A 13953-nucleotide genomic window follows, 5' to 3' on the forward strand; every position below is an offset into this window, starting at 1 on the left:
CAAGGTATTCTGCCATGAGAAAAAGTACAGTTGCCCTCTGCGTGCTCAGCACACTTTATATGCCGTCTCTTTATGCCGATGTTCAAATAAATGGATTTGCCTCTATTGTCGCGGGCTCGAGTCTCAGTGACGATAAAAGCTATTATGGTTATGACAAAGAAATCAACTTTAATAACGATTCTAAAGTTGCCTTACAATTTACCGCCGATCTGGGTAGTGGCCTAAGAGCCACTGCGCAAGTGCTATCCAGAGGCAATAACGATTACAGTGCCGAATTCGAATGGGCTTATATCTCCTACGACATCAGCGACAAACTTATGCTGATGGCGGGCCGCCAACGCTTTAACCTCTATAAATACTCAGATTATATTGACGTAGGTTATGCCTATCACTGGATCACCCCGCCCCGCGGCGTTTATTCACTGCCATTTAATTCAGGCGAAGGTGTCGGCTTAGTATATTCCGATTTATGGGGCGATACCGAAGTCGGTTTGACCTATAAGTATATTACGACTTCTGTTTCTGACTATGCGCCTATAGGTTCATCAACACCTCCCGCGCCCTTCTCCGCCGAGGGCCACATAATGAACTTCAACTTTGTAACCTCAGGGTTTGAGTACGGCTTGAATATCGGCATAGTGACTGATTTCTCCTACGAGTTACCTGCTCTATTGGGCCTAGGTGATGCGATTGCCCAAACAGGGTTATTTAGTCAGCAAGTGGTCGATGATCTTTTACCCATTAACGACAGCGCGTTACTCATAGGTGCTAACGTTAAATATGATGCGGGTAAATGGTTTATCTTGGCTGAATACACCCGAATTGACGTCGATCCCAGTAGCTTTAATATTCAAGATTCAGCCTTTGTTTCCGGCGGGATCCGCTATAAAGATTTCACTTTTCATTTAACCTACGGTATTGACAAAGGTGATCCACAATACGATGCCTATGACGGCATGTTACCGCTATACAATAGTCTGCCACCAGCAAACCAAGCTGCGCTAGCGCCTCTGGTTTTCGGTACAAAAGCAGCACTTGAAGCACAGCAAGAAGACAGCGCCTACTACATCATAGGTACACGCTGGGATTTCCATCCCTCAGCCGCACTAAAACTGGAGTACACCAACTACAGCAATGACAAACCGTCCTCCGATGAACAGTTGCTGAGTATGGCAATAGACTTAGTTTTTTAAGGAGTTAAACATGAAACTATTAATAAGATCTCGGTTGATGATGAAAACCTTAGTTGCTAGTGCACTTTTACTTGGCAGTGCCTATGTGCAAGCCGAAATTGCCGTCGTGGTACATCCTTCAAATACATCCGAAATTAGTGCTGCGGATATTTCACGTATCTATTTAGGTAAACTCAAGTCTTTCCCGAGTGGAGGGACTGTGGTTGCGCTCGATCAGCCCGAAGGCTCACCCGCTCGTGATGCCTTCGTGAAGCAAATCCTCAATAAAACGGAGAGTCAGCTCAAAGCCTATTGGTCAAAACTGGTCTTTTCAGGCCAAGGTCAACCACCCAAAGTCGTCGACTCGAGCGCTGAAATGCTCTCATTGATTGCCGCCAATCCGAATATGATCGGGTTTGTTGACGTCAGCGAGGTGAACGATAGTGTAAAAGTGATCAGTAAGTTCTAACCCATAACACATCATCCTTGTCCGCCTTAATTTTTAGCGGACAAGGCGTTCACTCAGTTTTAGTGCAATATCACCCCCAAACACGCTAACAAATGGCGCTTAGATCCCCAGAGGGAACCTATTCATTTACAGAACTATTAATAAAAAATAATCTCGATTCCTCAATATCCCGATTCAAACCTTAATTGGATAGACCAGCAGAGCCAATTTTGCTGGTATACTCTTGCTAAAAATGTGCTGCTTGCATGAATTAGAGCATGAGAAGACATTTTATATGTCAATAAAACAATAGGTTAAAATGAAACTACTCAAACCTTTATTCGACAACAACCGCCGCTGGGCCGGACGTATACGCCAAGAGAATCCTGATTTTTTCGAGCAATTAGCGAAACAACAACATCCTGAATACCTGTGGATTGGCTGCTCGGATAGTCGCGTACCTTCTAACCAAATCATTGATCTTATGCCGGGTGAAGTCTTTGTTCACCGTAATATCGCCAACATGGTTATCCATACCGATCTTAACTGCTTATCTGTGCTGCAATACGCCGTTGATGTACTCAAGGTGAAGCATATTATGGTAGTGGGTCACTACGGCTGTGGTGGTGTGCGCGCGGCCATGGGTCAGCAACGTTTGGGATTAATCGATAACTGGCTCGGGCATTTACGTGATATCTACCGTATTTATCAGGAAGAATTACAACAGATGGATGAAGCTAAACGTTTTGATCGCCTGTGCGAGCTCAACGTGATTGAACAGGTTGCTAATGTGACCAGTTCAACCATAGTGCAAGAAGCCTGGGATCGCGGCCAAGAAGTGGCAGTACACGGCTGGATTTACGGCATTGATAACGGTTTACTGACAGATTTAGATGTCACGGTCGACCGTGAACATGGCTTAGCTAATCCACGCTAACAGCCTGAATATGTGCTTTTAAGCCCCCGCTGAGTGCCATCTATGCTCAGATAAAACCTGCCCCTGTGCAGGTTTTTCTTTTTCCATGACAATTTTCAGCAATAAAACATCGCAAGGGTCAATTACCCCAGTTATAATCCGCCAGTTAATTGCAGCGCGACCTATGCGCGACATATTCTAAGGAGATACCTTCCATGCCCGGTTTTGAATTATTTGGTCCTGAAGAAAAGCAGGAAGTCGCTGACGTTATGGAAAACGGTTTTACCTTCCGTTACAACTTCGACCATATGCGTAATGATCGCTGGAAGACTCGCGATATGGAGCAACTGCTCTGCGAGAAAATGAACGTGAAGCATGCTCACCTTTTATCAAGCGGTACTGCTGCGCTGCAAACGGCCATGATGGCTGCAGGCATTGGTGCTGGCGACGAAGTTATCGTGCCACCTTTTACCTTTGTTGCCTCAGTTGAAGCGATTTTTATGGCAGGCGCGATTCCGATTTTTGCCGAAATCGACGAGACACTGTGTTTATCCCCAGAAGGTATCGAAGCCGCAATTACTCCACGCACTAAAGCGATCAACTTAGTGCATATGTGTGGTTCTATGGCGAAGATGGACGAAATTAAAGCCATCTGTGCAAAACATAACATCAAGATTTTAGAAGATGCTTGCCAAGCCATTGGTGGCAGCTACAAGGGCCAAGCCCTAGGTACTATCGGTGATGTGGGTTGTTACTCATTCGATTCAGTCAAAACCATCACCTGTGGTGAAGGTGGCGCTGTGATTACCAATAACACTGAAATCTACAACAACGCGCACATGTTCTCCGATCACGGCCATGACCACATTGGTAAAGACCGCGGCGCAGAGTCACACCCTATCATTGGCTTGAACTTCCGTATTTCGGAAATGAATGCCGCCTTAGGGTTAGCGCAGTTACGTAAACTCGATACCATTATCGATATTCAACGTAAAAACAAAAAGACCATTAAAGATGCAATGGCCGCTATTCCAGAAGTCACCTTCCGCCAAATCCCAGATCCAGAAGGCGACTCGGCTGGCTTCTTAACCTTTATGTTGCCAACCGAAGCGCGCACGCAAGAAGTGAGCAAAAAACTGGCTGAAAACGGCGTCGATGGCTGCTTCTACTGGTATGTAAACAACTGGCATTATTTGAAAAACTGGAAACACATTCAGGAGCTTAAGGCATCTGCTGCGTTACCAATCACATTAATCGCCGATAGACCTGACTATACTCAAGTTTCTGTGCCTAAATCCGATGCCATTATGAGCCGCACCATTTCTATGCTCATCAAGTTGTCTTGGACCGATGCTCAGATCGCCGAGCGTATCGAAAACATCAAGAAAGCATTTGCCCAATAATTCTACGGGAGTTTGTTGCAATGAGTTTTAAGAATTTTAAAGTAGTTGAAAAAATGATCTTCGGCCGTGGCTCATTCGTCCAATTAGATGAAGTGTTAGCTGCTGAACGTAAAACCGCCGACGACTTTGTGGTGTTTTTAGTCGATGACGTGCATCAAGGCAAAGCCCTTGAGGGCCGCATTCCAGCTAAAGCACAAGACATGGTGATTTGGGTTAACGTTGATGAAGAGCCAAGCACAATTCAAATCGACGCCCTGACTGAACAAGTTCAAGCTTTCAATAGCAAACTGCCAGTGAGCGTCGTCGGTTTAGGTGGCGGTTCAACTATGGACGTGGCTAAAGCGGTATCGCTGATGCTGACAAACCCAGGTGGCTCTGCCATGTACCAAGGTTGGGACTTGATCAAGAACCCAGCGGTACACCACATTGGTATCCCAACGATTTCTGGTACGGGTGCAGAAGCGTCACGCACTGCCGTGTTATGTGGTCCAGTGCGTAAGCTAGGTCTGAACTCAGATTACACAGTATTCGATCAAATCATCATGGATTCTGAGTTAATCGAAGGCGTGGAAACGGACCAATGGTTCTACACAGGTATGGATTGCTATATCCACTGTGTTGAATCGTTACAAGGTACCTTCTTAAACGAATTCTCTAAATCCTACGCTGAAAAAGCCATGGATTTATGTCGCCAAGTGTACTTAGACGACCACGTAGAAAAAGACGACAAGCTGATGATGGCGTCTTTCATGGGCGGTATGAGTATCGCTTACAGCCAAGTGGGTGCCTGTCACGCGGTTTCTTACGGTCTGTCTTATATCTTGGGTTACCACCACGGTATCGGCAACTGTATCGCCTTTGACGTGTTAGAAGAATTCTATCCAGAAGGTGTTGCAGAGTTCCGTTTGATGATGAAGAAACACAACATCACACTGCCGAAGAACATCTGTAAAGATCTGCCAGACGAAACCATAGCAAAAATGGTTGCCGTGACTAAGAGTATGGGTCCACTATGGGCTAACGTTTACGGCGCAGGTTGGGAAGAGAAAGTCACAGACGAAATGTTGACTGCCCTGTTCCGTCGCATCTAAGCTCTAACACATGTTAAAAGGGCTCAATTGTGAGCCCTTTTGTCTATATGCATTGTATATCTACACTGTATATCTTTGATAAAAGTAGGATAATTTGATGAATGTGACTCTGTTAATCCCGGCGCGTTACGGTTCAAGCCGCTTCCCGGGCAAACCCTTAGCCCCGATTAACGGCAAGCCAATGATCCAACACGTGTATGAACGCGCGTCGTTAGCCAAAGGCCTCACCAATATTTATGTCGCTACCGATGATGACCGCATTAAAGCGGCCGTTGAAGGTTTTGGCGGCAAAGTGGTCATGACCAGCCCAGAAGCGGCATCGGGTACAGATCGTATCAATGATGCGATAAACCAACTGGGACTGAAAGATGACGACTTAGTGATCAACCTACAGGGCGATCAACCCCTTATTGACCCAACATCCATCGAGCAAGTCATCAGCCTCTTCGAGCGTCACCCAGGTGAGTTTGAAATGGCCACCTTAGGCTTTCAAATCGTCAATAAAGCCGAGCTTGACGATCCAATGCATGTGAAGATGGTGTTCGATAACAACAACTATGCCTTGTATTTCTCTCGTTCGCGTATTCCTTTTGGCCGCGATACTCAAGATTACCCCGTTTACAAGCACTTAGGTGTGTATGCTTATACCCGCAAATTCGTTCAGGCCTTCGCCGCCCTGCCATTAGGTCGTCTAGAAGATCTGGAAAAACTCGAGCAATTGCGTGCATTAGAGTACGGCCATAAAATCAAAATCGCCATTAGCGCCTTTGATTCTATTGAAGTTGATACGCCAGAAGACATTCGTAAATGTGAGCAACGTTTAGCGGTTGATTAATCGCCCGTTAGGTGTGCGCGAGTCAATTCGAAACAGGAGCTGAGTATGTCGACCTTAGAAGTCTGGATCATTATTATTTTGATCGTCGGTGTTATCGCCAGCAATCTTGCTGCGCTGAAGTACAGTGCTAAGTTCAAACTGCCGCAGTTCGGCCAACATAGTAAAGATAAGCAGATAAAGCCTTCGACAGCTGAGAATGACGCAGAAACGGCTTCAAATAAGCCCTGTACTACGGACTCAGAAGCCAATAAAGCTGATGAGCCACCTAAGCGTTAAACTCAATAGCGGCCTTTAAAGAGTGTGTTGAAATATGACTCGTAAACACGCCCCTTAAAGACTGCGCTAAAAAGCTGAGCAATGCTCGCAAGCATAGAAAAGGCGCCACAGGCGCCTTTTCTACCTCTTATACCAATCGTATTAATCACAGGCTCATCCACGCATCAACCTTAAGCTTTTTTCGCTGATGTGCGACTCAATGGCTGCTCCTCAAGGTGCGCCACTAAAAAGACTAAAAAGCGAAACAGGGATTTAATCTTAAGATCATGATTTTTATTGGGCTCAGCCGCGACTAACTTCTGCAGCGATTTGATTCTAGCGTAAGCATTCTCGACTAAAGCGTCGTTCTCTTTACCCACATATTTATTAAACTCGGCAAATTCACCAATAAATTTCAGTGTCACTTTACGGTGATTTAATGCAGTGAGTGCTGCGCCCTGTTTCAGTTTTGCCTCAAAAATACTGCATTCTAAACCGCTGGCGATCGCACTTTGCGACAAACCGCTGCTTAAGGCATCGGCCAGAAAACCCAAATTGGCTTTTAACTCGAAGGCAATCGCCTGCTTACTGGCACTCGATTGCTGCCAGCGACTGCGTTCCTTATCGAAAATATCGTATAGCTCTTTCCAAATGCTCATGCGCTTTGCCTACCTTGCACTGAATCGCTCCCTTCGTATATAGCACTCGACTTTTTTGAAATGCTAGCGTTGTTAATACTAACGTTTTTAATACTAGCGACTGAAAGTTATCATAAATTTAAGGTTTTCGGCATAGCGCTATGATAAATAATAAGTTAAATAATGGCCTAAAAGCACATTCACGCTAAAACTAAAATCTATATAAAAAAATGGCCCGAACGAGTCGGGCCATAGTGCAAACCATATTTACAGTGAAAGCAATGTAGGAGCTAGCTGAGTGACAAACAAGCTCAGTGCAAACTCATGACTAACTTGCTGCTAATCCAATAAAATATAAAGTTAAAGCACTTGCGATTTTTTCGCATTATTTTTCTCGGCGGCGAGTCGACGCTGCGCTTCTTTTTTCTCACGGCGCGCTTCAATCACTTGATTCACATCGCTACCGATATGCGCTTCGTTACGGGCTTTTGCCAGATTGACTTGACGCTCACGCTCAACAAAACGTTTACGCTGCTCGTCAGAAATTTTATCGATACAATGTGGGCAACTGACACCTTGCACATAGGCAGGGCTCTGTTTTTCAGCTTCAGTGATTGGCATACGGCAAGCATTACATTGATCGTATTGGCCTTTCTTCAAGTCATGATTTACCGCAACGCGGTTATCAAATACAAAGCACTCGCCTTCCCACAAACTTTCTTCCACTTTGACTTCTTCAAGGTATTTAAGAATACCGCCTTCAAGATGATACACCTCGTCGAAGCCTTGCTCTTTCAAATACGCGGTTGATTTTTCACAGCGAATACCACCGGTACAGAACATGGCGACCTTCTTATGTTTAGCAGGATCAAGATTTTGCTTCACATATTCCGGGAATTCTCTGAAGGTTTCAGTCACAGGATTAATGGCATTTTTGAAAGTGCCGATTTGCACTTCATAATCGTTACGGGTGTCGACTAAAATCACATCCGGATCAGAAATCAGCGCATTCCAATCTTGAGGCTTCACATAGGTGCCAACCACTTTAAGTGGATCAATACCTTCAACGCCCATAGTCACGATTTCGTTTTTCAGTTTGACTTTAGTGCGGTAGAACGGCATTTCATCGTCGAATGACAATTTGTGCACGATATTGTCTAGGCCATTTTGGCCGTTAAGCCAAACCAATAATGCTTCAATTGCTTCTTGGGTGCCGGCAACTGTGCCATTAATTCCTTCGCTTGCGAGGAGCAGAGTGCCTTTGATCTCGGCCTGTTCCATCATAGCGAGCAATGGCGCTCGGATAGATTCAAAATGCGGTAAAGACACAAATTTATATAACGCACACACGACAACTTTAGCCATAACACCCTCTTTGCTGGCTGGAACTTAATTTCCAGTGCATAAACACATTAATCATCTGTAGACTGGCTACAGATCCCAAAATAGCGCGGAATTCTACCTGAGTCACAGCAAGATAAACACAGATAAAGTACAGGGTCTTTAATTTTTTACGCACAGAAGTCAGATAAATCTTTTTTAGCTGGCGAATTAAGCAGAAATATCAAGATGAAAGCGTTACCATCAGCGCCCTTTGTACGCATGTACGCTGCATTAGGTCTACGCAGTATTCTCCTATTGGTACATAACATTCATACTGGCATACTCGCGTCGTCAATAAGCATGCATAAACACGCTGACATCGGCTTGTCGCATCAACTTCCACGCATGGCGCCGCACAGTAGAGGAAATCCGAATGACTCTAGCCGTCTTATACACCTTCCGCCGTTGCCCCTATGCAATGCGAGCACGTTTGGGACTCTTATTAGCCCAATGCAATGTTGAAGTCCGTGAAATAACCCTTAGAGCCAAACCACCACAAATGCTAGTGGCCTCACCTAAGGGGACTGTGCCAGTATTAGTGCTAGCGAACGGTGAGGTGATTGCCGAAAGTCTTGAGATCATGCGCTGGGCACTCACGCAAGCAGATCCCTTAGAGCTATTGTGTCAGCAAAGTCCTGCTATTGAAGATAAAATGGCACAACTTATCGCGCAAAATGATCAGCAATTTAAACCATGGCTTGACCGCTATAAATATGCCGACCGTTACCCTGAGCAAACGCAAGCTTATTATTATCAGCAGGCGAGTCATTTCCTCCTGCAACTTGAAACATGCTTAGGGCAACCCCCCTTTTTAGTCGCCGATACACCTCGCCTTGCCGACTACGCCATCGTACCTTTTGTACGCCAGTTTGCCGCAGTGGATCTTAAACATCCGCTGAGTGATGATTTTCCGCGAGTCGACGCTTGGCTAAATCGACTTATTTCGAGTGACATATTTATTCGTGCGATGGAAAAATATGTGATCTGGGACGCTAGCCATTCTCCAATTTGCTTGTTAGGAGACGTGTAAGCCAATAAGATTTAAAGATTATTTTTATTTTATGTTATAGCCATCGGTAAAATATTCGAGTAAGGTATTTGCCAGTGAGTGAGGTCGCTAATTTAGCTACCGTCACAAGGCAAGCTTCTAAAGATAAATGTAACCGCGCTTAACGTCTTTCAAAGGCGTGAATGATAGAACACAAGGATAAGGCAGTTGGAACATATGGATATCAATATCATTTTTATGCTTGGGGGCCTGATGCTACTGCATTGTCTTTTCGCCCTTAGGGCCTTCAAGAGTAAAGTGGATCTCAGCACCAACAAAAAATGGGTATGGTGTCTACTTAGTCTGATCCTCGGCCCTATGGGATATTACGGTTATCACGGTTTTATTCCCCTCGATAGAATTCTCAAAGACTAAACCGTCAAACGCAATCAGATTGGGCGACAACACTTGCCACGACATCATTGACCTGCACAATTAAAGGCTTTTCCATACCAATAAAAGCACATAAATAAGCCTTTAAACATAGACTTACATGACTAAAATCCATAAAAAATAGCGCAACCTTAGGCTGCGCTATTTGAATGAATCCACTTTGACTTAATCTTTAAATTCAAACCATTCGCTATAAATGGCTATGCAACAATACCGAGTCATCAGGGACTTTTTGGATCACGGGCGCCTGCCCTTCAGCCAAGGCTTGTTTATAGCTTTGATTCATTTTAAGGGCGAGATACAAATCTGGCCGGATCAAAATCCCACCTTCCCCTGTCTGCATACCCGCTTGCTCGAACCAACTCAGCATCTGTCGTTTACGCCCCGCAAGCACTAAACGTACTCCACGCTTTTTAAGCAATTGATGTAAATCAGCCAACATAGCCATCACGCTTAAATCTAAATGGGTAAAACAAGGCACGGCATCAATAATGATGCAATCGACTGGCTCAGATTCCCGAATAAACTTTTCCAGTAAACGGCGTTTAAAATACGTCGCATTAAAGTAAGTTAACGGCGAATTAAAGCGATACATAAATACGCCAGGCACAGATTTAGCTTTACCCGAATCATCGACGCTACGGATAACACCCTTATGATCTAAGCCAAGCACTTGATCCGTTGGGCGCATTACCGTAGCGAGGAACTGGAATAATCCCAATAACACGGCCAAAGTGATCCCAGGAATCACCCCAATAAATAGCACGGAAAATAAAGTGATACACGCAAGCAAGAACGCTGACTTATCGAGCACACGCAGATTCCACAGCGACTTAAGGTCGATAAGCGAAATAGAGGCAATCACCAATACCACGCCTAAAGCTGCACTAGGGATGTACTTCAATGGTGCAGTAAAAAACAGCGCGACAACGCCAATCAACACTGCCGCTATGATGGACACTAACTGGCTCTTGCCGCCATTGGCATCGTTAACCGCAGTGCGGGAATCGGCGCCGCTCACCGCAAACCCTTGGGAGATGGCGGATGCAATATTGGCTAAACCTAATGCCCTGAATTCTTTATCTGCATCTATATCGTAACCATTTTTTGCCGCAAAACTTCGGGCCGTCAGCATCATGCTCACAAAGCTCACCATGGCTAAGTTGAGCGCGGGCACCACCAACTCACGGGCAATCCCCAAATCAAAAGCCGGTGCTTGAAATGAAGGTAAGCCTGAGGTCACTTCTCCGACAACACTAATGTCAAAGCTCGTCAGGTTAAATACCCAAACGAGGAACGCCGCCATTGCCATTGCGCACATAGATGCGGGCCATTGGGGACGAAACCGCTTCACTAAGGCATAGGTCGCGAGCGTCACAATCCCCATCGCCAAGGTCGGCCAATGGGTTCTTGATAAATAAGAAGGGGCGCCACTGAGACGTTCGATTAAATAGCGCTCGTCGAAGGTAAAACCAAAAATCTTCGAAAATTGTCCGACGATAATGGTGATCGCGACCCCGTTCAGCAATCCCATTAAAATCGGCTTTGACAGAAAGTCAGCGAGCACACCCAGCTTAAAGCGGCTCGCAATCAGGCACCAAAAGCCTGTCATGGCTGTCATCGTCATGACTAACTGCCAGTGCTTCATGCTATCACCCGCAGCGAGTGGCGTGACAACGGCGGCGATTACGGCGCAGGTCGCCGCATCAGGGCCAACAATTAATTGCTTTGAAGTACCAAATAGCGCGTATATCAGCATTGGCAATACGCAGGAGTACAAACCTACAGCAGCATTGACGCCTGTCAGCTGGGCATAGGCAATGGCGACGGGTAATGCCACGGCGGCAACGGACAAGCCAGCACGTACATCATCCCTAAGCCATTGCTTTTCATATTGTAATAATTGCGCCAATCCCGGCATAAACGAAATCAAACTAGGGAACTTCACTCGGCAACCTCCATATACACACTATCAAGATAAGCACTAACCAGTATAACCGAGACTGAAAATATTCAGCGAAAAGGTCATGACCTAACAGCCAGCAATAGTATGTTGGTTATGGCATAAAGCCAATCATTACGCGATTATTTTCCTCAGAATATTTATGGAGTTAGGCGCTGATTGCACACTAAGTTAGCGCAATATCATCGGCAGTGACACTAAAAGTAAACTGCCCATAAACCAATTAAAATGACGCTTACGTCTATCCGTATTGAGTTTCTTACTGATCGCCGCACCAACAAACACCCAAGTAAATGAAGCCGGAAATCCTACTAAGTTAAAGGTTAATACCCCAAGAAAGGCACTGAGCCAAAAGCCATCACCGCCGAGAGTGAAAGCGCTGCACAGAGTGATGGTCGACATCCACGACTTAGGATTAATCCATTGAAATAAGGCGGCCTCAATCAGGGTCATAGGTTTTCGGCCGTCATCTAAATGCGTGCTCTGTACTGGCGATGTCACTAATTTGTACGCCAGATACAGCAAATACGCTAAAGCGAAATATTTTAAGACTTGGTGCAATACTGGCAGTGCTTCGAACAAGGTGCCAAGCCCGAATAATACCGCAAGGTGTAAAGAGGTCGAACCCAAGCGGATCCCTGCAATATGCGGCACGGTACGCAGCACACCAAAATGTGCACCAGAGCTCGCTAAGAGGATATTGTTCGGTCCGGGCGTCATGGTCATGGTTGCACAAAACAACGCGGCAGAAGCCATCAAGGTCCATAATTGTGGATCATAGAGTAGTGCAGTATTCATATTCACCTTAAATTGTATGCATACATTTATTGACATAAATAGATGCGATAAATAATATACGGAGAATATTTGAGATCAATGGATTTATTGTCATGGGTACAATCTGGACGCCAGACCTAAACGCTTTTTCAGGCCCTAAATATCAGCGCTTAGTCAGTGCGATAGAACAAGGCATTTTGCAGAAGGTGTTGACCCAAGGCAGTAAACTGCCACCGCAGCGCCGCCTAGCCGATGCCTTAGGTATCACTATTGGCACAGTAACCCGTGCCTATGCATTGGCAGAGCAAAGGGGTTATGTTGAAGCACGCGTGGGTGATGGCACCTATGTCAACGCCTCACCAGTAGCTGATATAGCTAACGTACAATTGAATATGGCGACCTGCCAGCAGCCACTCACAGATCAAATCAGCACTCTCAGTGATTGCCTCAGCCAATTAGCAAAAGACCCGACAAAGCTCAGTCAGTTACTGGGTTATCGCGCCAGTCCATTAGATCAACACCAACAAGTGTTTCACCAATGGCTTAACCAACGCGGCATACAACAAACGCCTGAGCAACTGATCTTTACCCACGGCGGTCAGCAAGCGATTTTTGCCTGTTTGAGTGCATTCTTATCGACAGGTGATGTGCTGCTGCACGAGCAATACAGTTATCCAGGCGTGAGAATTTGCGCTAAGCAGCTTGGCGTGACCAGCATTGGAGTCCCCCTTACCCATGATGGCGTGGATCTCGCCCGTTTTGAGGCGTTAGTGCAAATCCATCATCCCAAGTTAGTCTATCTAACCCTGAATAATCAAAACCCTACCTGTATTCAGTACAGTGAGTCACAGCGGCAAAAACTCCTCGAATTGGCCGAGCAGTATCAGTTTTATATTATTGAAGATGATGTGAATTATTGTTTACCTGAAGAGTGGCATTCGCCCCTGTGGCAACTAGCCAAGCAGCTGGCTATCCCACGGGTGATTTATATTTCCAGCCTGTCCAAATTGTTTTCTGGCGGCCTAAGGCAAGGTTTTATTCTGGTGCCTGAACCACTTATCGCCCAAGTACGACTCGCGATTCATAGCCAATGCTGGATGGTATCGCCGCTGAATATTGAAATCGCCTGTCAGTTGATTAAGAAAGGCCAAATCACTGCCGATCGCGACGCCATAGTGCGCCAACGCCAACGTCTCTGTATCGCTATGGGCGAACGATTGGGATTAAACCAAACTTGGCGAGGACTGAACGGTTGGCTGCAACTGCCAGAAGATATCAAGGCCCATCATCTTGTCACTGCACTGGCCGCTAAAGGCATTTTGATCCGTAACGGAGATGACTTTAATTGCCATGACAATTTTATTCGCTTAAGCCTTGGTGGCGCCGAAAACGACAGTCAATTTCAACATGCGATTGAGTGTATCGAGGCGACTATTCTCTCCCTCGTACAAAATGCTTATTCGGTGGTGTAATCACGCTTAAAATCCCTAAACTTCAGCGCTTTTTTACCTGCTATTTAAGATGAAGTTAATTCACACTAAATGGCTAATTTATAAAATTAGAGAGCCTAAAAAAGCGCCAGTAGCATGCATGCTACTGGCGCTGAGGTAACTGACGAGCTTGATGAACAC

General features: G+C 45.5%; 14 protein-coding genes. 10 read left to right on the forward strand and 4 right to left on the reverse strand.

Features of this window, described 5'->3' with window-relative positions; genetic code table 11:
* The first annotated feature begins 14 nt into the window (after positions 1-14).
* The 7 genes from AYJ58_RS14340 (at position 15) to AYJ58_RS14370 (ending at position 6141) form a co-directional block, all read left to right on the forward strand.
* Positions 15-1193 (forward strand): porin, encoded by a 1179-nt coding sequence (locus AYJ58_RS14340; RefSeq protein WP_106650642.1) that lies wholly within the window; start codon positions 15-17, stop codon positions 1191-1193.
* Positions 1194-1203: 10 nt separating this feature from the next.
* Entirely contained in the window at positions 1204-1641 is a 438-nt protein-coding gene (locus AYJ58_RS14345; RefSeq protein ID WP_106650643.1) for a phosphate ABC transporter substrate-binding protein, read from the forward strand.
* A gap of 298 nt (positions 1642-1939) precedes the next feature.
* A complete protein-coding gene (can, locus tag AYJ58_RS14350; protein ID WP_028760064.1) occupies positions 1940-2557 on the forward strand; it encodes a carbonate dehydratase in 618 nt (205 codons plus the stop codon).
* 194 nt (positions 2558-2751) lie between these two features.
* Positions 2752-3939, forward strand: a complete 1188-nt coding sequence (gene kdnA / locus AYJ58_RS14355) for an 8-amino-3,8-dideoxy-alpha-D-manno-octulosonate transaminase KdnA (protein ID WP_106650644.1) — start codon at positions 2752-2754, stop codon at positions 3937-3939.
* Between the two features lie 20 nt (positions 3940-3959).
* Complete coding sequence (gene kdnB, locus AYJ58_RS14360; protein ID WP_106650645.1) at positions 3960-5030, forward strand: 3-deoxy-alpha-D-manno-octulosonate 8-oxidase KdnB; 1071 nt, start codon at positions 3960-3962, stop codon at positions 5028-5030.
* A gap of 97 nt (positions 5031-5127) precedes the next feature.
* Entirely contained in the window at positions 5128-5865 is a 738-nt protein-coding gene (gene kdsB / locus AYJ58_RS14365) for an 8-amino-3,8-dideoxy-manno-octulosonate cytidylyltransferase KdsB (protein ID WP_106650646.1), read from the forward strand.
* A 45-nt stretch (positions 5866-5910) separates the two neighbouring features.
* Positions 5911-6141 carry a DUF2897 family protein gene (locus AYJ58_RS14370; RefSeq protein ID WP_106650647.1) on the forward strand — a complete coding sequence of 77 codons (231 nt, stop codon included), beginning with the start codon at positions 5911-5913 and terminating at the stop codon, positions 6139-6141.
* 170 nt (positions 6142-6311) lie between these two features.
* On the opposite strand, the gene AYJ58_RS14375 is transcribed toward AYJ58_RS14370, so the two are convergent.
* Together AYJ58_RS14375 and trhO are read right to left on the reverse strand one after the other, a co-directional pair.
* Positions 6312-6779 (reverse strand): hypothetical protein, encoded by a 468-nt coding sequence (locus AYJ58_RS14375; protein ID WP_106650648.1) that lies wholly within the window; start codon positions 6777-6779, stop codon positions 6312-6314.
* Between the two features lie 339 nt (positions 6780-7118).
* Positions 7119-8123, reverse strand: coding sequence for an oxygen-dependent tRNA uridine(34) hydroxylase TrhO (trhO, locus tag AYJ58_RS14380; protein WP_106650649.1), 1005 nt, complete (start codon positions 8121-8123; stop codon positions 7119-7121).
* Positions 8124-8514: 391 nt separating this feature from the next.
* Between trhO and AYJ58_RS14385 the strand changes: the two genes are divergently transcribed.
* Both AYJ58_RS14385 and AYJ58_RS14390 read left to right on the forward strand, forming a co-directional pair.
* Positions 8515-9171: a glutathione S-transferase gene (locus tag AYJ58_RS14385; RefSeq protein ID WP_106650650.1), complete on the forward strand. Its 657-nt coding sequence runs from the start codon at positions 8515-8517 to the stop codon at positions 9169-9171.
* Between the two features lie 195 nt (positions 9172-9366).
* Positions 9367-9564: a hypothetical protein gene (locus tag AYJ58_RS14390; RefSeq protein ID WP_106650651.1), complete on the forward strand. Its 198-nt coding sequence runs from the start codon at positions 9367-9369 to the stop codon at positions 9562-9564.
* A gap of 208 nt (positions 9565-9772) precedes the next feature.
* On the opposite strand, the gene AYJ58_RS14395 is transcribed toward AYJ58_RS14390, so the two are convergent.
* Both AYJ58_RS14395 and AYJ58_RS14400 read right to left on the reverse strand, forming a co-directional pair.
* Entirely contained in the window at positions 9773-11530 is a 1758-nt protein-coding gene (locus AYJ58_RS14395; RefSeq protein WP_106650652.1) for a SulP family inorganic anion transporter, read from the reverse strand.
* A gap of 186 nt (positions 11531-11716) precedes the next feature.
* Positions 11717-12343 (reverse strand): LysE family translocator, encoded by a 627-nt coding sequence (locus AYJ58_RS14400; RefSeq protein WP_106650653.1) that lies wholly within the window; start codon positions 12341-12343, stop codon positions 11717-11719.
* A 92-nt stretch (positions 12344-12435) separates the two neighbouring features.
* Between AYJ58_RS14400 and AYJ58_RS14405 the strand changes: the two genes are divergently transcribed.
* Positions 12436-13794, forward strand: coding sequence for an aminotransferase-like domain-containing protein (locus tag AYJ58_RS14405; RefSeq protein WP_106650654.1), 1359 nt, complete (start codon positions 12436-12438; stop codon positions 13792-13794).
* The last annotated feature ends 159 nt before the right edge of the window (positions 13795-13953 follow it).

Source organism: Shewanella sp. Pdp11 (assembly GCF_002838165.1).
Taxonomy (GTDB): Bacteria; Pseudomonadota; Gammaproteobacteria; order Enterobacterales; family Shewanellaceae; genus Shewanella; species Shewanella hafniensis.

What these genes read in the sequence shown, in the direction of transcription:
- AYJ58_RS14345 (WP_106650643.1), top strand. Translation starts at nt 1,204, where the DNA reads ATGAAACTATTAATAAGATCTCGGTTGATGATGAAAACCTTAGTTGCT.
- kdnB (WP_106650645.1), top strand. Translation starts at nt 3,960, where the DNA reads ATGAGTTTTAAGAATTTTAAAGTAGTTGAAAAAATGATCTTCGGCCGT.
- kdsB (WP_106650646.1), top strand. Translation starts at nt 5,128, where the DNA reads ATGAATGTGACTCTGTTAATCCCGGCGCGTTACGGTTCAAGCCGCTTC.
- AYJ58_RS14340 (WP_106650642.1), top strand. Translation starts at nt 15, where the DNA reads ATGAGAAAAAGTACAGTTGCCCTCTGCGTGCTCAGCACACTTTATATG.
- AYJ58_RS14400 (WP_106650653.1), bottom strand. Translation starts at nt 12,343, where the DNA reads ATGAATACTGCACTACTCTATGATCCACAATTATGGACCTTGATGGCT.
- kdnA (WP_106650644.1), top strand. Translation starts at nt 2,752, where the DNA reads ATGCCCGGTTTTGAATTATTTGGTCCTGAAGAAAAGCAGGAAGTCGCT.
- can (WP_028760064.1), top strand. Translation starts at nt 1,940, where the DNA reads ATGAAACTACTCAAACCTTTATTCGACAACAACCGCCGCTGGGCCGGA.
- AYJ58_RS14385 (WP_106650650.1), top strand. Translation starts at nt 8,515, where the DNA reads ATGACTCTAGCCGTCTTATACACCTTCCGCCGTTGCCCCTATGCAATG.
- AYJ58_RS14390 (WP_106650651.1), top strand. Translation starts at nt 9,367, where the DNA reads ATGGATATCAATATCATTTTTATGCTTGGGGGCCTGATGCTACTGCAT.
- trhO (WP_106650649.1), bottom strand. Translation starts at nt 8,123, where the DNA reads ATGGCTAAAGTTGTCGTGTGTGCGTTATATAAATTTGTGTCTTTACCG.
- AYJ58_RS14405 (WP_106650654.1), top strand. Translation starts at nt 12,436, where the DNA reads ATGGGTACAATCTGGACGCCAGACCTAAACGCTTTTTCAGGCCCTAAA.
- AYJ58_RS14375 (WP_106650648.1), bottom strand. Translation starts at nt 6,779, where the DNA reads ATGAGCATTTGGAAAGAGCTATACGATATTTTCGATAAGGAACGCAGT.
- AYJ58_RS14370 (WP_106650647.1), top strand. Translation starts at nt 5,911, where the DNA reads ATGTCGACCTTAGAAGTCTGGATCATTATTATTTTGATCGTCGGTGTT.